Annotated in this window: 20 protein-coding genes, 3 tRNA genes and 1 other RNA gene; 19 read left to right on the top strand and 5 right to left on the bottom strand. The window is 47.7% G+C overall.

What is annotated here, in order from left to right; genetic code table 11:
* Window positions 1-76 precede the first annotated feature (76 nt).
* Entirely contained in the window at window positions 77-1,978 is a 1,902-nt protein-coding gene (gene gyrB / locus skT53_RS12620) for a DNA topoisomerase (ATP-hydrolyzing) subunit B (protein WP_200757475.1), read from the top strand.
* A gap of 117 nt (window positions 1,979-2,095) precedes the next feature.
* Complete coding sequence (gene gyrA / locus skT53_RS12615) at window positions 2,096-4,537, top strand: DNA gyrase subunit A (protein ID WP_200757473.1); 2,442 nt, start codon at window positions 2,096-2,098, stop codon at window positions 4,535-4,537.
* Between the two features lie 70 nt (window positions 4,538-4,607).
* Here the strand turns inward: gyrA and skT53_RS12610 are convergent, their stop codons facing one another.
* Genes skT53_RS12610 through skT53_RS12600 form a run of 3 tightly spaced genes read right to left on the bottom strand, consistent with a single transcriptional unit; the run spans window position 4,608 to window position 7,486 of the window.
* Window positions 4,608-5,537, bottom strand: coding sequence for a prenyltransferase (locus skT53_RS12610; RefSeq protein ID WP_200757471.1), 930 nt, complete (start codon window positions 5,535-5,537; stop codon window positions 4,608-4,610).
* A complete protein-coding gene (locus skT53_RS12605; RefSeq protein WP_200757468.1) occupies window positions 5,518-6,444 on the bottom strand; it encodes a polyprenyl synthetase family protein in 927 nt (308 codons plus the stop codon). Before skT53_RS12605 ends, skT53_RS12610 begins: the two co-directional genes overlap by 20 nt.
* A 10-nt stretch (window positions 6,445-6,454) precedes the next feature.
* Window positions 6,455-7,486, bottom strand: a complete 1,032-nt coding sequence (locus skT53_RS12600; RefSeq protein WP_200757466.1) for a YaaC family protein — start codon at window positions 7,484-7,486, stop codon at window positions 6,455-6,457.
* A 134-nt stretch (window positions 7,487-7,620) separates the two neighbouring features.
* Here skT53_RS12600 and guaB point away from each other — a divergent pair, with 134 nt between their 5' ends.
* The 8 genes from guaB (at window position 7,621) to skT53_RS12560 (ending at window position 14,223) form a co-directional block, all read left to right on the top strand.
* Window positions 7,621-9,078 (top strand): IMP dehydrogenase, encoded by a 1,458-nt coding sequence (gene guaB, locus skT53_RS12595; RefSeq protein ID WP_200757464.1) that lies wholly within the window; start codon window positions 7,621-7,623, stop codon window positions 9,076-9,078.
* 101 nt (window positions 9,079-9,179) lie between these two features.
* Window positions 9,180-10,361, top strand: coding sequence for a D-alanyl-D-alanine carboxypeptidase family protein (locus skT53_RS12590; RefSeq protein ID WP_200757462.1), 1,182 nt, complete (start codon window positions 9,180-9,182; stop codon window positions 10,359-10,361).
* 35 nt (window positions 10,362-10,396) lie between these two features.
* The gene (locus tag skT53_RS12585; protein ID WP_200757460.1) at window positions 10,397-10,549 is read left to right on the top strand and encodes a hypothetical protein; all 153 of its coding nucleotides are present in this window, start codon (window positions 10,397-10,399) and stop codon (window positions 10,547-10,549) included.
* Between the two features lie 114 nt (window positions 10,550-10,663).
* Complete coding sequence (gene pdxS, locus skT53_RS12580; protein ID WP_200757458.1) at window positions 10,664-11,545, top strand: pyridoxal 5'-phosphate synthase lyase subunit PdxS; 882 nt, start codon at window positions 10,664-10,666, stop codon at window positions 11,543-11,545.
* A gap of 15 nt (window positions 11,546-11,560) precedes the next feature.
* The gene (gene pdxT, locus skT53_RS12575) at window positions 11,561-12,139 is read left to right on the top strand and encodes a pyridoxal 5'-phosphate synthase glutaminase subunit PdxT (RefSeq protein WP_200757456.1); all 579 of its coding nucleotides are present in this window, start codon (window positions 11,561-11,563) and stop codon (window positions 12,137-12,139) included.
* 104 nt (window positions 12,140-12,243) lie between these two features.
* Window positions 12,244-13,524, top strand: coding sequence for a serine--tRNA ligase (serS, locus tag skT53_RS12570; RefSeq protein WP_226375205.1), 1,281 nt, complete (start codon window positions 12,244-12,246; stop codon window positions 13,522-13,524).
* A 290-nt stretch (window positions 13,525-13,814) separates the two neighbouring features.
* Window positions 13,815-14,078 carry a hypothetical protein gene (locus skT53_RS12565; RefSeq protein WP_200757452.1) on the top strand — a complete coding sequence of 88 codons (264 nt, stop codon included), beginning with the start codon at window positions 13,815-13,817 and terminating at the stop codon, window positions 14,076-14,078.
* A 51-nt stretch (window positions 14,079-14,129) separates the two neighbouring features.
* Window positions 14,130-14,223 (top strand) — tRNA-Ser (locus tag skT53_RS12560).
* 466 nt (window positions 14,224-14,689) lie between these two features.
* Here the strand turns inward: skT53_RS12560 and skT53_RS12555 are convergent.
* Both skT53_RS12555 and skT53_RS12550 read right to left on the bottom strand, forming a co-directional pair.
* Entirely contained in the window at window positions 14,690-14,935 is a 246-nt protein-coding gene (locus skT53_RS12555) for a hypothetical protein (protein ID WP_200757450.1), read from the bottom strand.
* A 12-nt stretch (window positions 14,936-14,947) separates the two neighbouring features.
* Window positions 14,948-15,181, bottom strand: coding sequence for a helix-turn-helix domain-containing protein (locus tag skT53_RS12550; RefSeq protein ID WP_200757448.1), 234 nt, complete (start codon window positions 15,179-15,181; stop codon window positions 14,948-14,950).
* A 140-nt stretch (window positions 15,182-15,321) separates the two neighbouring features.
* Here skT53_RS12550 and skT53_RS12545 point away from each other — a divergent pair, with 140 nt between their 5' ends.
* The 9 genes from skT53_RS12545 to skT53_RS12505 all read left to right on the top strand — a co-directional run bounded on the left by skT53_RS12545 (window position 15,322) and on the right by skT53_RS12505 (window position 20,088).
* Window positions 15,322-15,690 carry a helix-turn-helix domain-containing protein gene (locus skT53_RS12545; protein WP_200757446.1) on the top strand — a complete coding sequence of 123 codons (369 nt, stop codon included), beginning with the start codon at window positions 15,322-15,324 and terminating at the stop codon, window positions 15,688-15,690.
* 82 nt (window positions 15,691-15,772) lie between these two features.
* Window positions 15,773-15,851 (top strand) — tRNA-Arg (locus tag skT53_RS12540).
* A 153-nt stretch (window positions 15,852-16,004) separates the two neighbouring features.
* Entirely contained in the window at window positions 16,005-16,334 is a 330-nt protein-coding gene (locus skT53_RS12535) for a PadR family transcriptional regulator (RefSeq protein ID WP_200757444.1), read from the top strand.
* Window positions 16,312-16,758, top strand: a complete 447-nt coding sequence (locus tag skT53_RS12530) for a permease prefix domain 1-containing protein (protein ID WP_318978481.1) — start codon at window positions 16,312-16,314, stop codon at window positions 16,756-16,758. Before skT53_RS12535 ends, skT53_RS12530 begins: the two co-directional genes overlap by 23 nt.
* A 425-nt stretch (window positions 16,759-17,183) precedes the next feature.
* Window positions 17,184-17,630 (top strand): tRNA adenosine(34) deaminase TadA, encoded by a 447-nt coding sequence (tadA, locus tag skT53_RS12525; protein ID WP_226375448.1) that lies wholly within the window; start codon window positions 17,184-17,186, stop codon window positions 17,628-17,630.
* A gap of 12 nt (window positions 17,631-17,642) precedes the next feature.
* Window positions 17,643-17,733: transfer RNA gene (locus skT53_RS12520), tRNA-Ser, on the top strand.
* Window positions 17,734-17,804: 71 nt separating this feature from the next.
* Window positions 17,805-17,904, top strand: an RNA gene (gene ffs / locus skT53_RS12515) — signal recognition particle sRNA small type.
* Between the two features lie 118 nt (window positions 17,905-18,022).
* Window positions 18,023-19,771 carry a DNA polymerase III subunit gamma/tau gene (dnaX, locus tag skT53_RS12510; RefSeq protein WP_200757440.1) on the top strand — a complete coding sequence of 583 codons (1,749 nt, stop codon included), beginning with the start codon at window positions 18,023-18,025 and terminating at the stop codon, window positions 19,769-19,771.
* Between the two features lie 11 nt (window positions 19,772-19,782).
* A complete protein-coding gene (locus skT53_RS12505; RefSeq protein ID WP_200757439.1) occupies window positions 19,783-20,088 on the top strand; it encodes a YbaB/EbfC family nucleoid-associated protein in 306 nt (101 codons plus the stop codon).
* The last annotated feature ends 13 nt before the right edge of the window (window positions 20,089-20,101 follow it).

The raw sequence follows: 20,101 nt of genomic DNA, 5'->3' as shown, positions 1-20,101 counted from the left end.
GAATCCTGTTTTTTTTGCGTTTAGATCGGGGCGTATGGTAAAATTTATAGGCATTAAAGGAATCGGAGGGACTTGAATGACGCAGGAGACGCACGTTTATGACGAGTCTCAGATTCAGGTTTTGGAAGGTCTCGAGGCCGTTCGAAAGCGTCCGGGTATGTACATCGGATCGACAAGCGCTCGCGGCTTGCATCATCTGGTTTGGGAGATTGTCGACAATAGTATTGACGAAGCGCTCGCGGGACGTTGCGATAAAATTAACGTCACAATCCATCCGGATAACAGTGTGACCGTCAGCGACAACGGAAGTGGTATACCGGTTGGAATCCATCCTAAAATGGGAATTCCAACTGTGGAAGTGGTTCTTACAGTTCTTCACGCCGGTGGCAAATTTGGCGGAGAAGGATACAAAGTGTCAGGTGGACTGCACGGTGTGGGTTCTTCTGTTGTGAACGCTCTTTCCGAATATTTGGTGGCGGAAGTGAAGCGGGAAGGAAAAATCCATAGACAAAAGTTTGAACGGGGAAAAACCGTTTCTCCTCTCGAAGTGATCGGGGAAACGAATGAGACAGGAACCACCATCACATTTAAGCCCGATCCGGAGATATTCCGGGAGACGCTTGAATTCAGCTATGATACGCTGCAATCTCGTTTGCGCGAGTTGGCATTTTTGAACGGCGGAATTTCCATCAAACTGACTGATGAACGGAATGACAAGCAGCAAACTTTTCATTATGAGGGCGGTATCCGTTCATTTGTCGAATACTTAAATCAAAATCGGGAAACTCTTCATGAACCTGTCTTTGTCGGCGGCGAAAAAGACGGCATTATAGCCGAGGTAGCGCTTCAGTACAATGACGGATTTGCAAGCAGCATTTACTCTTTTGCAAACAACATCAATACGCATGAGGGTGGAACGCACGAAGTCGGGTTTAAAACGGCCCTGACTCGTGTTATTAACGATTACGGGAAACGGATGAATTTGTTGAAAGACGATACGAAATTGGACGGGGATGATGTGCAGGAAGGGTTGACTGCTGTCATTTCCGTTAAGATTCCGGAACCGCAATTTGAAGGCCAGACGAAGACAAAATTGGGGAATTCGGAAGTTCGCGGTATCGTACAGACATTGTTCAGTGAAAAATTTACAGATTTCTTGAACGAAAATCCGGCAGTCGGCAAAAAGATTGTCGAGAAAGCGCTTATGGCAGCGAGAGCAAGGGAAGCAGCCAGAAAAGCGCGGGATTTAACACGGCGGAAAAGCGCGCTTGAAGTTGGGTCCTTACCGGGTAAGCTGGCAGATTGTATGTCGCGTGATGCTTCGATATCCGAAATTTATATTGTGGAGGGAGATTCGGCGGGAGGATCGGCTAAACAAGGCCGTGACAGCAAATTCCAAGCGATTTTGCCTTTGCGCGGGAAAATTCTCAATGTAGAGAAAGCCCGTCTCGATAAAATCCTTTCCAACGCGGAAATTCGAGCCATTATCACAGCCATAGGAACAGGCATTGGAGAAGATTTTGATATCAGCAAAGCGCGTTACCACAAAATCGTGATTATGACAGACGCCGATGTAGACGGTTCCCATATCCGTATCCTGCTTCTTACGTTCTTCTATCGATTTATGCGTCAACTGGTTGATCAAGGATTTATTTATATCGCGCAACCGCCGCTTTATAAGATCACAAAAGGTCGGCAGATCGTGTATGCATACAATGACAAAGAACTGGAACGGATTTTATCTGAAATGGGCCGTAACGGGATTAATATTCAACGGTACAAAGGTCTCGGAGAGATGAACGCCGACCAATTGTGGGAGACCACAATGGACCCGGAACATCGCACGCTGCTTCAGGTATCGGCGGAAGATGCGGCAGAAGCGGATATGATTTTTGATAAGTTAATGGGCGAGCGTGTCGAGCCCCGTCGTGAATTCATCGAAGAAAACGCCAAATTTGTCCGCAATCTGGATATCTAAAACCCCAGAAAGTGACGAAAAGCTTTGGAGCAAACACCGGGTACTTTCCGGGGGCCCCGGAAAAGCATTTGTACCGAGGCACAGGAATATGTTTAACGCGACCTTGGAGGGAATGGAATGCCGGAAACAGGCAAAGTCTTACCGATTGACCTAGGGACAGAACTGCGCAATTCATTTCTGGATTACGCAATGAGCGTCATTGTCAGCCGTGCAATTCCGGATGTGCGCGACGGACTGAAGCCGGTGCATCGCCGTATCTTATTTGCGATGTTTGAGGCGGGCAATACGCCGGATAAACCGTATAGAAAATCGGCACGGATCGTGGGTGACGTGCTCGGTAAATATCATCCGCACGGCGATTCGTCCGTATACGATTCGTTAGTTCGGATGGCGCAGGACTTTTCTACCCGCTATCTGTTGGTCGACGGACACGGCAACTTCGGTTCGATCGACGGCGATTCGGCGGCTGCCATGCGTTATACCGAATCGCGGATGTCGCAAACAGCGCTGGAGCTACTTCGTGATATTAACAAAGAAACGGTTGATTTCGGACCCAACTATGACGGCAACGAAAAAGAACCGCTCGTTTTGCCTTCCCGTTATCCAAATTTGCTGGTGAATGGATCGTCCGGCATTGCGGTTGGAATGGCCACCAATATTCCGCCCCACAATTTACGGGAAGTGATTGATGGGGTACTGATGATGATTGAGAATCCGGCTGTCACGGTCAGCGATTTGATGACAGTTGTGAAGGGACCGGATTTTCCGACAGGTGCCTTGATACTTGGCCGCGATGGCATCCGCAAAGCGTTTGAGACGGGCAGGGGTTCCGTTATCATGCGGGCTGTCACCGAAATTGAAGAAACAAAAAGCGGCAAAGCGCAGATTATTGTGAAAGAAGTTCCTTATCAGGTGAACAAAGCGAGACTTGTCGAACGAATCGCGGAACTGGTTCGCGAAAAGCAAATTGACGGGATTACGGATCTTCGCGATGAGTCAAACCGTAATGGAATTCGCGTCGTGATTGAATTGCGCAGAGACGTGAAACCGCAAGTGGTGCTAAACAATTTATTTAAACAGACTCCGCTGCAAACGTCATTTGGCGTCAACGCACTGGCTCTTGTAAATGGGGAACCGAAAGTTCTCAATTTGCGGGACATGATTTTTCATTATCTGGAACACCAAAAAGAGGTCATCAGACGTCGTACGCAATTCGATCTGAAAAAAGCGGAAGCGCGTGCTCACATTTTGGAAGGATTGCGAATCGCGCTTGATCATATTGATGAAGTGATCGCTTTGATCCGCGCCTCAAAGACGGACGAGGATGCCCGTAACGGTTTGATGGAAAAATTCGGTCTCAGCAACGAACAGGCGCAAGCGATCCTGGATATGAGGCTGCGTCGTTTGACCGGTTTGGAACGGGATAAAATCGAAGAAGAATACAATGAACTTCTCAAGTTGATCGCCCGCTTGAGAGAAATTTTGGCGGATGAATCGGTCTTGATGGGCGTCATTCGGGAAGAAATTACCGAAATAAAGGAACGTTTGGGCGATGAAAGACGTACCCAAATCATAGCGGCTGAAGGCGAAATTGATATGGAAGACCTTATCCCGCAGGAAGATGTGGTGGTTACCATCACACACGCCGGATATGTCAAGCGTTTGCCTGCCAACACGTATAAAAGTCAACGGCGCGGCGGCCGCGGGGTGACCGCGATGGGAACGAAGGAAGAGGATTTTGTTGAGCATCTGTTTACTACCTCGTCCCACAACTATATCTTATTCTTTACGAATAAAGGAAAGGTATACCGTTTGAAAGCGTATGAGGTGCCGGAATTTGGCCGTGCCGCGAAAGGGACGCCGATTATAAACCTGTTGAATATTGAACAGGGAGAGATTGTCTCAGCGGTGATTCCGGTCAAGGAGTTTGCAGAAGGTCAGTATTTGTTCATGGCGACACGCCATGGGGTTGTCAAAAAGACTTCCCTGGCTGAATTCGCAAACATCCGAAAAGGTGGCTTGATCGCTTTAAACATTCGGGAGGATGATGAGCTGATCGGTGTACGCCTGACCGACGGAAACCGCCAAATCATCATGGGTACAAGAAACGGTATGTCGATCCGTTTCAATGAAAATGATGTGCGTGCGATGGGCCGAACCGCAACAGGAGTGAAAGGAATCACGCTTGGCAAAGACGATGTTGTGATTGATATGGACATCATCGTCCCCGGGTGGGATATTCTTGCCGTTACATCACGGGGATACGGCAAGCGTACGGTCGAAACCGATTACCGACTGCAATCAAGAGGCGGTAAAGGAATCAAAACGCTAAATGTAACGGAGAAAAACGGTCATGTGGTAGGACTAAAGGTTGTATCACCGGAAGAAGACCTGATGATTATTACGAACTCCGGTGTTGTAATTCGCCTGCGGATTAACGAAATTTCCGAGTTGGGGCGCTATACGCAGGGTGTAAAACTGATTTCGGTTAAGGAAGACGAAGAAGTATCCACGGTTGCTCGGGTTTTGTCGAGCATTGATGAGGAAGAAGACGAATAGGAATAAGTTGGAAGGCTGTACCGAATGCTGATTCTTTAGGGACAAAAGCAAATCGGGCAGCCTTTTCATTTCAGCGTGTAACAATTTCAAACCCAAACAAAAGCAGTGCGTGGATCAACGTCAGCAAGATCATTTTTACCTGGTTGAATGTGATGTTGGCTATGTTAAACGGGTTTGTTTGGCGTGCCGAACTGGCCCCCAGCAAGCTGCACAACACAGACAGGATAAAAATTTTGTGAACAGCCAAAGTGGCCAATATGCTGACAAATGTGGCCAGCAGAAAATAAGAGGCGGTCAGATTTGGCACAGCCGATTTTCCAACACGGGAAGCAATCCAGGCGACCGTCGTGATTTTTTGCGGGACAGCTTCCCAGTCTGCATCAATGTCGCTGGTATGATGCTGCATCAGCCATCCGACACAGAGCAGCGAGTGAATGATGGCCGCCCAAATGACAGGAACTGAAACGGAGCCGGTCAGGATATAGTAGGTACCCAGCGTACAGGCTGCCATGGCAGGAAAGGCAGCCAGCCATTCACCGAGAAACGGATAATAGGACAGGCGAAACGGGTAACTGGAGTAGGACCAGGCTGACCAGATACCGACCAGTATAAAAATCCACACCGAATGCGCAGTCAAAGATTGTAAATATACCCCGAGCCCAATGGCCAGTAAAATCCCCAAAATCCCAACGACCAGCAATTGTGTTTCGCTATAAAACCCCTTCCTGATTACTTTGCTGCCGCCTGATAAAATGCCGGGAGATTTCTGATCGGTGCCGGAACGCCAATCGGTCCGGTCGTTAAGCGCATGCGCTACAATCCCCTGTAAAGTCAAAGCACCCAGCAGCAGGAGGCAAATCGCGATCCAGGGAAGGGATCCTAAGCCGTGCCGATCATGTATGGCAAAACCGACGGAAAGGAGAATGGCGCAAAAACTCCATGAAAGTACCGGCACGATGCGAATTAAAGTAAAAAGTCCTTTAATGGAGCGTAGGAGCATAACAAGATTCCTCCTGTAAATTGTCAAGTTTTTGTTGCTGTTGGAGGGCGAAGTGAATCAGTTGTGTTTTGGTTTCCGATGGTTTGAATGCGGTCAGGGCATCAATCGATTTGCTGATGTAAGAAGCTGCTGTTTTTTTCGTATAAAGAATCGCTTCCGGGGAAATCAAAACAGTTGACCGGTTTGCCGGTTCACTCGGTGTCTGATGCAGGGAATGCAGATAAGGAAGCGTATAAATTCCTCGCGACAGATCCTGTAAGACCGGTTTTCCGATCAAGTTCGGATCGCCGATCACATCTTGCAAATCATCAATGATTTGATAGGCCATGCCGAGGTTATATCCGTACTCCGCGAGAGATTGAGCAGCCGGAGGAACATCTACCAGCAAACAGCCAATTTTACAGCAACTGGAAATGAATCGAGCTGTTTTGGCGTAAATTCTTTGCAAATAATCAGCTTGTGACAGGAGGGAATTGCCTTGTTGATCGATTTGCATAAACTCTCCGGCGACCAAACTTTCAATCGTTTCGGAGAACTCGGCAAGAACAGGCGGATAGGAAGAAATTACTTTTAACAGCTTCCCAAAAAAATAATCGCCCAACAGGACAGCCGCCCCTTCTCCAAAACGATGATGCACGGACGGTTGATTCCGGCGGATTGCCGTTTGATCAACAATATCGTCATGCACTAACGATGCCATGTGCAGCAGTTCAGTCGCAGCCGCAAGATCCAGCAGATTTTGTTTGGGGGCTGAGACGATCTCGCCGCATAGAAAAACGAGCAGTGGACGGATGCCCATTCCTCTTTGCTGCAAAAAATAATCAACGATTCTTTGGAGGGACGGACTGTCTGTCCGGACGATCCGTTGTAATTCATGATGCACTTCAGACACGATTGGATGAATCATCTTATCCCTCCTATGCGTTGTAAAATATATATTGCTCCCCAAACAGTTCGTTTAATATCAGATTGGGAAACTTTCGCATGGATATATTCAAAAATTCATTTATTAAATACACATCCTGCGAGTAGTAGGATAAAATCATTTCGCCCCATCGTTCCGTTTCATACCGGCAGAGCATTCCCAACACAAACATCACCATGAAATGCAGGCTGATCTCTGGAATCACAGTATCGTCAGCCAACGGATATCGGATATAGGACTGGCCATAGAAATCGTAAATGAGCAACGGGTGAAACGTGACCGGACTCAAGTGATAGACGTGAAGACGACCGGGAGGGTCGCTTTCTGCCAATTGAAAGATGTCCTTCGGCAGGTTGTACGAATTGCCGGACATACGGTTGAGCAGTGATAAAAACTCTTCGCGTGTATGATTGGCGGCCTGCAGCAACCATCTTGGCAAATCCCAATAGGTTTTATTTTCTGTCTGTCGCGTGTGAAGTTCACAAACGGACGGCAGCCCGTACAGGCGTTGATACCCGTCAGCCAGTTCCGGTATGACAGCTAGCAGATTTTTAATATACACTTTCTGCTTGTCTGAAAAAGGACTTCCGCCAAGCAGTTGGTGAAGGACGATAAACAGCCCGTCTTTTTGAATGCGGATTTCATCTTCCATAAATTGATAAGAATCCCGTTTCAGTTTGCGAGTTGACAATCCGTGTTTCAAAACGCTTGTGTTTGACGGATAGTCGGGATCACAGGATGCGATGAACGCTCGCGCCAGACTCATCATTCCGTAATACAGCAAAAGCGGTTTTGTCATAATGTCGCATGATTCTGCCGCCCGGTAGTATTGACGGGCTTGTTTGATCCCGAAAATCAGTTTGGGTGTGGCCAAATAGGCGGATCGCTGCGGATCGGGCAGGCCGATTTTTTCATATCGTTCACGCAAATAGCGGCTCGCTGTCTGCTCATTCTCAAAATACACAAACGTGTCCCACATTTTACGATAAGGCTCCTCTGTGCGGAGTCGGGTGACTTTCACCATACGAGAGAACCCCCTTCGCTGCGGTACATTGTCTGTTCTAAAAAAGTGGATTGACCATTTTGTCCGTATTTGTGTAAACTAGCCATAATATCTACGGGCAAGAGGGAAACTATGCAGAAGAGGGGGTATACACGATGTGGGAAGACAAATTTGCAAAACAGGGTTTGACATTTGATGACGTGTTATTGATACCGCAAAAGTCGGAAATTCTGCCGCGCGATGTCAAAATTAACAGTCGCATCACAAACAAGATTACACTGAATGTACCTATCGTATCGGCGGGGATGGATACCGTCACGGAAGCGAAAATGGCAATTGCGATGGCCAGAGAAGGTGGCATCGGGATCATTCATAAAAATATGTCAATCGCAGAACAGGCGGAAGAAGTCGATAAAGTGAAGCGCTCCGAATCAGGAGTGATCACCGATCCGGTCTTTCTGACACCTGACGACCATATCTATGATGCAGAAGCACTTATGGCGAAATACCGCATTTCCGGCGTTCCAATCGTGGACGGAGAGAGACGGTTGGTAGGTATCTTAACCAATCGTGATTTACGGTTTGAACAGAATTATCGGCGTAAAATCAAAGAGGTTATGACAAAAGAAAACCTGGTCACAGCCCCGGTTGGAACTACGCTGGAAGATGCAAAGCAACTTCTTCAGCAGCACAAGGTCGAGAAATTGCCGTTGGTGGATTCACAATATATTCTGCGCGGTTTAATCACCATCAAGGATATTGAAAAAGCGGAAAAATATCCGAATGCGGCGAAAGATCAACAGGGCAGATTGTTGTGTGGAGCGGCACTCGGTGTTACAAAGGACACATTCGAAAGAGCGGAAGCGCTGATCAATCATGGTGTCGATCTGGTTGTGGTGGATACGGCGCATGGTCATTCAGCCGGTGTTTTGCGAACAGTCAGGGAACTGCGCAACCGGTATCCGAACCTGGAAATTGTGGCAGGAAACGTTGCAACCGGCGAAGCGACAAGGGATTTGATCGAGGCGGGAGCCAGCGCCGTGAAAGTGGGTATTGGACCGGGATCGATTTGTACAACACGGGTCGTAGCGGGAATAGGGGTTCCTCAAATCACGGCTGTTTATGATTGTGCTACGGTCGCCCGTGAATATAACATTCCGATCATTGCGGACGGCGGTATCAAATACTCTGGCGATATCGTCAAGGCGATTGCGGCGGGAGCTGATGTGGTGATGATCGGGTCCCTCTTGGCAGGCACGGAAGAAAGTCCTGGCGATATGGAAATTTTCCAGGGGCGTTCGTTTAAGGTGTACCGCGGGATGGGATCGATCGGAGCGATGAAAGAGGGGTCGGGAGACCGGTATTTCCAAGAAGGGGAACAGAAATTGGTACCGGAAGGAATTGAGGGCCGGGTTCCTTACCGGGGAGCGGTTGCCGAAATTATTTACCAGTTGATCGGCGGCATCCGGGCAGGAATGGGTTATTGTGGCGCCCAAACGATTGAAGAACTTAAGAACAATACGAAATTCATTCGCATAACAGCGGCCGGACTGCGCGAAAGCCACCCGCATGATGTTCAAATTACAAAAGAAGCGCCAAATTACAGCCTATAATCCAGCAGGCGAGAGATGAACGAAGACGAGGAGACTTCCTCGTCTTTTTTGCCGTTCTTCCGTATGTTATACTGGTTTCAACTGGTAGAAAGGAGACAAGCATGAAGCAGAAACAAACTTGGGTGAGAAGAGTATTGCAGACGGCGGCTGTTTTTTCAATTGCTGCATCAACTGCCTTGTATTCCTTTGCGATGCCGGCAAAGGCGGCGGAAGCCAACCTCGTACAGGCACCGGCTGCAATGTTAATTGATCTGAAGTCCGGTCAAGTATTATATGCGAAAAATGAAAATGAAAAGCGGTATCCGGCAAGCACAACCAAAATTATGGATCTGCTTTTAATCATGGAAGCCGTGCAAAAGGGTGAGAAAAAGCTTACAGATATCGTCCCGGTTCCTTTAGAGGCTTATAACGTGGAAGGGTCAAGCGTTTGGTTGGATCCAAAAGAAAAATGGACATTGGATGATATGATCAAATTCATTTCGGTTCCTTCCGGCAATGATGCGGCAGTCGCCACTGCCGTTTTTATAGGGGGCAGTCAACAAGCGTTCGTTAAAATGATGAATGACAAAGCACAGCAGTTGGGCATGAAAAACACCCATTTTGCCAATCCGGACGGATTGCATGACCCGAATCATTATACGACTGCATCTGATTTGGCCATTGTCGCCAAACAGCTGGTCACAGAATTCCCGCAAATTTACAAGTACACTTCCATTCAAAAGTTTGAGATTCGCAACGGAAAAAATGTAATTGAAAACACGAATCATCTGATTGGCAAGTATGAAGGTATGAACGGGTTAAAAACAGGGTTTACTGATGAAGCGGGCAATTGTTTGGTGAGTACGGTGGACCGCAACGGGTATCAACTGATGGGCATCATTTTAGGGGCAAAAGATGATCAGGAAAGGCAGCTGGATACCATTAAATTGCTAGATTTCGGGTATAACAACTTTACGTCCCAGTTGGTGGCGGGAAAAGATAAACCGCTTCCCGATAAAGCGCTGATTAAAACCGCAGTTAACGAGCAAGTGGAAGTAGCGCCTGCGAAAGATTTTTATTTGACAATAAGAAAAGGACAAGATCAGGGAATTGAAACAAAATATGTTTGGAACAATGTGGAAGCTCCATTGAAAAAGGGGCAGGTCGTGGGGCAGATGCAAAAAGTGCAAAATGGCCAAGTGTTAAATTCAGTCGATCTGGTGGTCACACAGGATGTGGAACGGGGAAGTTGGTTTCGGTTGTTATTTCGTAACCTGTGGACCAGTATCAAAGGGTTGATCTGATCACATTGATTACACGGAAGAAAAGGTGAGTACCAATGGGTAATGGAATCAATCCCGTATGGTGGATGGCATTAAACGGTTTTTTGATCTTTATTCTGCTTCCAGGCGGATTCTTTATGTTTCGGGCTTTCTTGCGGCGTATGAAGAGAGAGGAAGAGCAGGAAAATCAATTGAAGAACCAGGAATGATCCGGTCTGGATCACCCCTGGTTTTTTCTTTCAAACAAAAATGTTGTTCTGTATAACAGGGTACGCTAAAATAGTATGCATGAAATTTATAAGCTTGCGAGGAGTGGGGATAGAATGGAAGTAGGTACCTCCCGAGTCAAACGTGGCATGGCGGAAATGCAAAAAGGCGGCGTCATCATGGACGTTGTGAATGCGGAACAAGCTAAAATAGCGGAAGAGGCGGGCGCAGTGGCCGTTATGGCACTGGAACGCGTGCCTGCAGATATACGTGCAGCCGGGGGAGTTGCCCGTATGGCTGACCCGACGATTGTGGAAGAAGTAATGAAAGCTGTTTCGATTCCGGTGATGGCGAAAGCTCGTATCGGTCATTATGTGGAAGCCAAAGTTTTGGAAGCGCTTGGTGTGGACTATATTGACGAGTCGGAAGTTTTGACGCCGGCGGACGACAAGTTCCACATCAACAAAAAAGAGTTTACGGTACCGTTTGTATGTGGCGCGCGGGATCTGGGAGAAGCGCTGCGGCGTATTGCGGAGGGCGCTTCGATGATCCGCACGAAGGGCGAACCGGGTACAGGCAACATTGTCGAAGCGGTTAAGCATCAGCGCACCATGCAGGCGCAAATCCGCAAAGTTCAAAATATGTCGGAAGACGAATTGGTGTTTGAAGCGAAAAATCTCGGAGCGCCGGTTGAACTGCTGCTGGAAGTGAAAAAATTGGGCAAACTGCCGGTTGTCAATTTTGCGGCAGGCGGCGTAGCCACTCCGGCAGATGCGGCATTGATGATGCATCTGGGTTCAGACGGTGTGTTCGTGGGTTCCGGTATCTTCAAATCGGATAACCCGGCCAAGTTTGCCAAAGCGATCGTGGAAGCAACCACACATTACACCGATTACAAGCTGATTGGCGAACTTTCGAAAAATCTGGGTACGGCGATGAAAGGGATTGAACTTTCCACTTTGACAGCAGATCAACGCATGGCAGAACGCGGCTGGTAGGAGGCCTGTTCTTTCATGAAAATAGGGGTTTTGGCTTTACAGGGCGCCGTATTTGAACACGTAAAAAGTCTGCAGCAGGCGGGCGCCGATCAGGTCGTAACGATCAAACGCCCGGATGAACTGGAAGGGCTTGACGGATTGGTGTTGCCCGGCGGGGAAAGTACGACAATCGGAAAACTAATGAATCAATACGGTTTGATGGAGCCGATTCGCGAGATGGCGAAACAGGGAACGCCTCTGTTTGGAACATGCGCCGGTTTGATTCTGATGGCGAATCGGATTGAAGGGCAGGATTCGGCTCATTTAGGTGTGATGGATATATTGGCGAACCGCAATTCGTTTGGCCGACAGCGGGAAAGCTTTGAAACAGACCTTTCGATTAAAGGTATTGAGGGAGAACCGTATCGGGCCGTTTTTATCCGCGCGCCGCATATTGTGGACGTTGGAAACGGTGTAGAGGTTTTGGCCAAGCACCAGGACCGAATTGTGTCAGCCAAACAAGACAATCTGTTGGTGGCCGCTTTTCATCCGGAATTGACAGATGATGTTCGCCTGCATGAGTATTTCCTGGATATGGTGAGAAATCGCAAGTAAATGTAATCATACATTCAGTAGTCAGGTTCGGTTTTTTCCGTGAGGCTATTGAATGTATGATTTCGCTTTTACATAAGACAGGACGGTCAAGGAGATGGTGTCGAGTGTTAGATGCACGAGTCCTGCGAAATGAGCCGGATCGAGTTCGCGAATCGCAAAGAAAAAGAGGAGAATCACCTGATATCGTAGACGATTTTCTGCAGTTGGATACCCGCAGACGCGAGCTTTTGACTGAGTCGGAAACATTAAAGGCAAAGCGTAACAGTGTATCCCAGGAAGTTGCCAAGCTGAAAAAGGCAGGCCAGGATGCGGAAAGCCTGGTGCTTGAAATGCGTGAAGTGGGTGACCGGATTAAACAGTTGGATGAAGAATTGAGGGGACTGGAAGATAAAATTGAGCATATCCTTCTCACAATTCCTAACATCCCGCACGAAAGTGTGCCCTATGGCGAATCGGAAGACGACAATGTGGAAATCAAAAAATGGGGCGAAATTCGCCAATTTGATTTTGAACCGAAACCGCACTGGGAAATTGGGACAGAATTGGGCATTCTTGATTTTGAATCTGGCGGCAAAGTAACGGGCGCACGGTTTGTTTTTTATAAAGGGCTGGGAGCTCGTTTGGAACGCGCCTTGATTAATTTTATGCTGGACATACATACGGGAGAACACGGGTATACGGAAGTGCTTCCACCGTTTATCGTCAATCGTGCAAGTATGACAGGGACAGGCAATCTGCCAAAATTTGAAGAAGACGCGTTTAAGCTGACAGACACCGACTATTTCTTAGTTCCAACGGCAGAAGTCCCCGTGACCAATTTGCACCGTGATGAAATTTTACAAATGAGTGATCTGCCCCGATATTACGTCGCATTCACACCGTGCTTTCGTTCCGAAGCGGGCGCAGCCGGACGAGATACCAGGGGATTGATCCGGATGCACCAGTTCAATAAAGTTGAGATGGTTAAATTCACACGTCCGGAAGACTCCTATGAAGAATGGATGAAGTTGGTTAACAACGCGGAAACCATTTTACAGCGGCTTAATTTACCTTACCGGGCACTCGATATGTGTACGGCGGATCTCGGATTTGGAGCGGCAAAAAAAATCGATCTGGAAGTTTGGCTGCCAGCAGCCAACCAATATCGTGAAATTTCCAGTTGTTCGAATTTCGAAGATTTTCAGGCACGGCGTGCGAATATCCGATTTCGTCGGGAAGCGCAGGCTAAACCGGAGTTTACTCATACAATTAACGGGTCAGGTCTTGCGGTGGGTCGTACGGTGGCGGCCATTTTGGAAAATTATCAGCAACCTGACGGAAGCGTCCAGATTCCGGAAGCGTTGGTTCCCTACATGGGAGGCATCCGGACAATTAAAAAGCAATAAAGGTCCAAATGCCCCGGTCCCCATTCATTAGACAGGGGCATTTGCAATTTAATCGCTTGCGCCAGCACCATTGCAACCGCCCATCACGTATATACACCGAATACACCGTACATAGCAACCCCCTCTTTTTAAGAATTTGATTCAAATTACGGGTATTCGAACGGTTTTGACAACGATACATCAGGTTGAAGATGTAAAAAGCGTGAATAGGAACCGGTGTGTTAGGGATATAGCGTGAAGGGGGCGCTTTTTGTATAATACGTTTATACGTTTGCAGGGGAGAGATTGGAATGTTCCTGATTGGACTGCTGTTATTTATTGTGTGCATGATCGTACAGTTTTTCGCTCTTCACCGTACAGCATTCGGGCGATCCCTTTTTATTACGGCAGCGATGTTCCTGGTCGGATTTATGGTGAGCCTGTCGCCTTATACGGTGTCTCAGTTTATATCTAAGTTTTTTTACATTTTGGGATGGGGATTTATGTTGCTGGTCACATGGCAATCGATTGTTCGACGTATGCGCATGAAAAAGTTAACAGATAGAAAATCTTGATTTCACAAGGAAAACACTGTACAATAGATAAGTGCTTATAAAAAGGTGCATGGAGTGATGGCCGAGTAGGTCGAAGGCGCTCGCCTGCTAAGCGAGTATACGGGGATAACCCGTATCGAGGGTTCGAATCCCTCTCACTCCGCCAGTTACATACCATCAGCCAGAGGGTGAGAACCCCCGATAAAACTATGAAACAGAAGAAAACCAGCCGGACAGGCTGGTTTTTATGTGCGGCGTGCCCAGCTAAGCACGCGCTATCTAGCCGGTGAAAGTCCGGTCAGGGTAATCACCAAGGAGCCCTGTAGCTTGGATGTCTACGTATGGAGAAATCTGTGCGTAGAAGCGCATCGACAAAAGTACCTGTCAGAGACAGGGCGAGCAAGATACCAGGCCGTAACATCAAGTGAATCTTGCCGTGTCGTCAAAGGGGATGGTATTTCTAACAAGTTTACTCACCACGAGTTCCTAATTCAGGGGAGAAATTTGCAGTTCGGCGACGAATGATGATAACTCACTCCTGAAGACGGGGAACTGGCGGAGGAAAGCCGTATGCGGGAAATCCGCACGTACGGTTTGACGAGGGGTCCGGGCGCGAAAGCCCCCGTCCTACTCTATTCTTTGGCGACGGTTTGTTCAACGGCTGACTGATAAAGATCAATCGGAACGGCAAGCCCACACGGGCCATCGGTTAACTCCATAAGCCGTTCCAGCATGTAGGCGCGATATACAAAACCGCCTTTCAACCCAATTAAATTTTCGATTAGTTGGTTGGGGGATAAGGATAAAATGTGTGGTAAATTAAGATCGGCCATGTTTTGGGTACGAATCAAATGGGCAATTACGTCTCGTTCGATCATTGGAAGTTGCTGTCACCTCTTTTTTGCGGAAGAAGAGGGCTGAATGTTTTCGAAAAGATCGGGAAACAGAATTTTGGCCGGTACCCCATAATACCGTTCAAGTTTTAGCATCGTATTCCGCCCCGGATTGGAATGTCCGCCCTCCAACTTCCGTAGGTAAATCGTGGAGATCCCCAAATCCAATGCCACTCTTTCTTGTGTAAGATGACGAGATGTGCGCTCTTCCGCTAAACGCTCTCTTCTCACACTCCCACCCCACCGATCCAGGAGTCTTATACGTACAAGGATACATGATACATTTTGTATCGTCAATCGTTTATTTATAATTTTTTGTTTTCAACAGATACAATTTGTAACTATAATGATAGTGAGATGGAGGTGGGAGGATGATTGAAAAGCGTCTTTCCATACTGAGAGGAAACAGAACACAGCAGGAAGTGGCGGATGCATTGGGGATTTCGCGTGCCCGATATGCTCACTACGAAACGGGCCGAAATGAACCCGATTTGAATACATTGGTACGGCTGGCTGACTTTTTTCAGGTGCCTGTGGATGATTTGTTGGGACGATCGAATCAATTGAAAGAAGATAAAACAAATTATTGGGTAAACGGGGCGGAAGAAATTCGGGAATTGGCAGAATTGCTGCTGCATGATGAAAAAAGCCGACTTTTTTGGAAAGAATTCATTAAGTCTTCTCCTGAAAAACGGAGCCGTTTTCTTGATTTGTGGAGGGATCTTGAGAACGGAAAGTAAGAGGCGTGGTCTTTTGGCCGAGACGAAAGGCAAAGATTTCAGCTTGATTCTTTCGAACTCGTTTGTATAATAGGGTTAGCATGCACCCGTAGCTCAGGTGGATAGAGCGGTCGTTTCCTAAACGACGTCTTGGGGGGGTTCGAATCCCTCCGGGTGCACCAAATGTATGGAGTTAATGCGGATTTCCGATATGCGGAGATCCGCTTTTTTTGGCGGCATGGAGGAAAATCATCGCAGATCAATATTTAGATTGACTAAACATTTATGTTTAGGTAAACTAAGCACGTGAGCTTAGATTAAATAGGGGTGCAAATATGGAGATCGACAGGGATTTTATTAGAGGAAGTACGGCATTACTCATACTTTCCTTGTTAGAAAGGGAAGGAGAACTGTACGGTTACCAGATTACAAAGCTGATTAAAGATCGAACGGAAGGGATTTTAGATTTTAAAGAGGGAACACTTTATCCCGCTCTTTATAAGTTGGAGGAAGATGCCTTTATTACAAGTGAGTGGATCGATACCACGGGTAGAAAACGGCGTTACTATCGTATCACTGCAAAGGGGAAGGAACGATTGTCTCAAAAGAAAAAGGAATGGAATGTATTTACCAGATTGGTAAATGGGGTCATCGATTATGCGTAATCGGTTAGCAGAATACGTCCAAACTATATTCCCTGATTCCAGAAGGTTCAGGGAGATGAGGGAAGAATTCCTTGCCCATCTTGAGGATGCAACTGAGGAATATGTTTCGATGGGATATTTAAGAGAACAATCCATGGAAATGGCAATCAAGGATTTCGGTGATGCAAATATGTTGCGAAAGGAAGTTGTTTTCATGCTGAAGAATCGTCTCAGAAATGTTCAATTGCTCGTGTGGCTGTTCCTTGCTTTAACTGTGGTGTCTTTTGCGTTGACTGGCGTTCTGAGCCTGGATATTCGAGAGTTAGACCCTTTTCACACTGCTGAGGCCTGGGACACTTTAAAGTCAATATTCTTCTCATCACTTTTGTTAACTCTTGCCACATGGATCTGGAGCAGAAGAATGAAACAACGTATTACACAATGAAAATCAGGCGGATTCACTTTTTTCCGGGAACCCGCTTTTTCCTGTTTGCGGGGTTGCTAGGGTTGTTCGGATCGGCGGTAAACCGCGGGCAGTAGATCACTTCCACATACGCAGGCTGCTTGCATGTCATTTCACTGCAAAGTTTGCATCTTTCGGCACAATCGTATATCCACTCGATTTGTTTTGTTTGCATGGCCCGGTCCATTTGTCCTACCCCCTATTCCCTGTTTATCTTCTGGATTCACCCGGAAAATCCTCTCATTACAGGTGAATTTGCCTGTTTCTAAACGCCTTTTGCCCTATGATTGTGTGCGGACATAGGGTTTGACATGCAAGAAAATACTGCCAACAACGGCAAATTCGTTGAATTGTCATTCCCGTTATGGTATTATAAGAATCCGCCGATTGAATGGTGGGTGGTTATCATGGAACATTTGGTCTTTATGCAGGAAGCTCTAAAAGAAGCGGCTAAAGCAGCTTCCCTGGGAGAAGTTCCGATTGGAGCGGTGGTTGTTCGTGACGGACAGGTGATTGCCCGTGCGCACAACATGCGGGAAATTTGGAAAGATCCGACTGCGCATGCGGAAATTATTGCGATCCGGGAAGCGAGTCGAATTTTAGGCGGATGGCGCTTGACAGGTTGCAAGCTATACGTTACTCTAGAACCCTGTCCGATGTGTGCAGGTGCGATTCTGTTAGCGCGCATGGATGAAATCATATTTGGCGCCAAAGAACCGAAATTTGGTGCCGCAGGTTCGCTTGTTAACCTGATTGAAACGGATCAATTTAATCATCGTCCACATCTTTCCTCTGGCATAATGGCGGATGAATGTGGTATGATACTTAAGGAGTTTTTCAAAACTCGTCGATAACAATAGCAATGTGGAGAGGTGTCCGAGAGGTCGAAGGAGCTCGACTCGAAATCGAGTAGGCGTTAACAGCGTCTCGTGGGTTCGAATCCCACCCTCTCCGCCACATTAGACTACTTATTAAGGTGGGGGAAACCTCACGTTGTATCAACCGCCAAAACAAGAACCTTTGGCTCAGGCCGGGTTCTGTGCGACGGGAACTCCTGAACCGTGTCAGGTCCTGACGGAAGCAGCACTAAGGGAAACTTCACGTGTGCCGCAGAGGCGCCTGGTCTGAGCCAATGGCTCTTGTCGAACCGTCCTGAAAAGGGCGGTTTTTCTGTTAGGTCGATTTTTTTTGGCTGTTACATATGGTAATCTATACATGAATCGGGATTGCTTTAGGAGGGCTTCTCATGTCGTATATCGCCCTGTACCGGGAGTGGCGACCACAATCATTTGCCGATATGGTGGGGCAAGAGCATGTGACTCGCACGCTGCAAAATGCGCTGCGTAAGGGACGTATTGCCCACGCCTATTTGTTTTCCGGTCCGCGGGGAACGGGCAAGACCAGTTCCGCCAAAATTTTGGCGAAAGCGATCAATTGTGTAAACGGGCCAGCCGAGGAGCCCTGTAATGAATGCCCTGCTTGCCGTGGCATTACAGCCGGCTCGATCATGGATGTGGTGGAAATTGATGCCGCGTCCAACCGAGGTGTCGATGAGATTCGCGAATTAAGGGAACAAGTAAAATATGCGCCGACCGAAGTCCGGTATAAAGTGTATATTGTGGATGAAGTTCACATGTTAACGACGGAAGCGTTTAATGCGCTGTTAAAAACGTTGGAGGAACCGCCGCAGCATGTGGTGTTTATATTGGCCACCACAGAACCGCACAAGCTGCCAGCTACCATTCTTTCTCGCTGCCAGCGGTTTGACTTTCACCGTATTTCCGGCAGGCAGACGGTCGATCGGCTGCGGCAGATTGCAGCGGACAAACAGATTTCGGTCGCGGAAGATGCGTTATGGATGATTGCCCGGGCTGCAGAAGGCGGAATGCGCGATGCGCTGTCGATTTTTGATCAACTGATTTCGTTTGGCGGAGATCAGGTCACTGCAGATACGATTACTTCCTTGTTAGGCGGGGTGCGGACAGATGTCTTGTCTGCGATTGCCAGTGCGATTGCAGAGAAAGATATGCAGCAGGCGCTTACCCTGTTGGGCAGCCTTTTGGAAGAAGGAAAAGAAGCCGGGCAAATTTTGCATGAACTAACCGTTTATTTCAGGGATCTTTTGATGCTAAAAACGGTGCCGGGGCTGCAGGAGGTCCAAGATCGCGCGCAGTACGATAAACAGTTTGCGGAAATAGCGGAACGGTTTGAAGCGAAACAATTAATTGATATGATTACAAGGATGACAGATACGGCCCAGGAGATGAAGTGGCACAATCAGGGCACCCTGTTGCTGGAGATGTTGATGATTCGCCTTTGCAAAGACGAATCGGATGACAAACAGGAATTAATCCGCCGCATCGAAAATTTGGAACGGCAACTGGCTGCGGGTGTCATCGGTAAACAGTCGACACAGGAGACTTTTGGTACAAGCGGGGAAAAGGCACAACAGAGCAGCCTGGACAGATCGACGGCAACTCCCAGGCAGGCGGCAGGCACACGATCCAGCCAACCGGCAGGTACGCAGAAACAGACAGCCAAATCGCCTGTCTCCCAGCCGGAGTCCTCTCAACCAGCGCCGTCTCCCGCAGCACGGTCGCTTCATAAACTGATTCAAAATCCGAATTATGATCTGTTTCAAAAGGTTTCCAGCGGATGGAATCAAGTCTTGGATGAAGTGAAGCGGCGGAAGATTACGGCACAAGCTTGGCTGTTGGACGGAGAACCGACAGCCGTTGACAGCGGAAATGTGATCGTTGCTTTTAAAAACCAGATTCATCGGGATACGGTGATGAAGCCGATTCACAAATCGGTGATCGATGAGGTGTTGAGTGAATTTTTAGGGGAACCCTGCTCGCTGGTTGCTGTATTACAGTCGGAATGGAAAGCATTCAAACAACAAGGCCATGAAGAATTGGCCAGTACGGCAGAAGATCCATTGGTAAGCGAAACGATTACGTTGTTTGGACAAGATCTTGTCGAAATTGAAGATTAGGAGAGATTCGAATGAAAAATATGAATCAGTTAATGAAACAGGCAAAAAAAATGCAGGAACAGTTACTGAAAGCCCAGGAAGAATTAGGCAGCAAGACAGTAGAAGGCAGTGCGGGCGGCGGTGCCGTTACGGTGGTGGTAACGGGTCATAAGTTTGTACAGTCGGTTTCCATCAAACCGGAAGTGGTGGATTCGGAAGATGTGGAAATGCTGCAGGATCTGATTTTGACGGCTGTCAACGATGCGATGAAAAAGGCGGACGAGTTGAGCCAGAAGGAATTGGGGCAGTTCGGTAAAGGGTTGAATCTGCCATTCTGATCGGGAATCGAGG

Origin of the sequence: Effusibacillus dendaii (assembly GCF_015097055.1) — a bacterium.
Taxonomy (GTDB): Bacteria; Bacillota; Bacilli; order Tumebacillales; family Effusibacillaceae; genus Effusibacillus; species Effusibacillus dendaii.
This window is presented reverse-complemented; position numbering and strand designations above follow the sequence as displayed.

Coding starts and splice junctions, on each gene's coding strand:
- skT53_RS12565 (WP_200757452.1), top strand. CDS start 13,815: ATGTTCCTGATTGGACTGCTGTTATTTATTGTGTGCATGATCGTACAG.
- skT53_RS12530 (WP_318978481.1), top strand. CDS start 16,312: ATGGGGTCATCGATTATGCGTAATCGGTTAGCAGAATACGTCCAAACT.
- dnaX (WP_200757440.1), top strand. CDS start 18,023: ATGTCGTATATCGCCCTGTACCGGGAGTGGCGACCACAATCATTTGCC.
- skT53_RS12535 (WP_200757444.1), top strand. CDS start 16,005: ATGGAGATCGACAGGGATTTTATTAGAGGAAGTACGGCATTACTCATA.
- skT53_RS12555 (WP_200757450.1), bottom strand. CDS start 14,935: ATGATCGAACGAGACGTAATTGCCCATTTGATTCGTACCCAAAACATG.
- skT53_RS12605 (WP_200757468.1), bottom strand. CDS start 6,444: ATGATTCATCCAATCGTGTCTGAAGTGCATCATGAATTACAACGGATC.
- pdxT (WP_200757456.1), top strand. CDS start 11,561: ATGAAAATAGGGGTTTTGGCTTTACAGGGCGCCGTATTTGAACACGTA.
- skT53_RS12610 (WP_200757471.1), bottom strand. CDS start 5,537: ATGCTCCTACGCTCCATTAAAGGACTTTTTACTTTAATTCGCATCGTG.
- gyrA (WP_200757473.1), top strand. CDS start 2,096: ATGCCGGAAACAGGCAAAGTCTTACCGATTGACCTAGGGACAGAACTG.
- skT53_RS12545 (WP_200757446.1), top strand. CDS start 15,322: ATGATTGAAAAGCGTCTTTCCATACTGAGAGGAAACAGAACACAGCAG.
- skT53_RS12585 (WP_200757460.1), top strand. CDS start 10,397: ATGGGTAATGGAATCAATCCCGTATGGTGGATGGCATTAAACGGTTTT.
- skT53_RS12505 (WP_200757439.1), top strand. CDS start 19,783: ATGAAAAATATGAATCAGTTAATGAAACAGGCAAAAAAAATGCAGGAA.
- pdxS (WP_200757458.1), top strand. CDS start 10,664: ATGGAAGTAGGTACCTCCCGAGTCAAACGTGGCATGGCGGAAATGCAA.
- gyrB (WP_200757475.1), top strand. CDS start 77: ATGACGCAGGAGACGCACGTTTATGACGAGTCTCAGATTCAGGTTTTG.
- skT53_RS12600 (WP_200757466.1), bottom strand. CDS start 7,486: ATGGTGAAAGTCACCCGACTCCGCACAGAGGAGCCTTATCGTAAAATG.
- skT53_RS12590 (WP_200757462.1), top strand. CDS start 9,180: ATGAAGCAGAAACAAACTTGGGTGAGAAGAGTATTGCAGACGGCGGCT.
- guaB (WP_200757464.1), top strand. CDS start 7,621: ATGTGGGAAGACAAATTTGCAAAACAGGGTTTGACATTTGATGACGTG.
- tadA (WP_226375448.1), top strand. CDS start 17,184: ATGGAACATTTGGTCTTTATGCAGGAAGCTCTAAAAGAAGCGGCTAAA.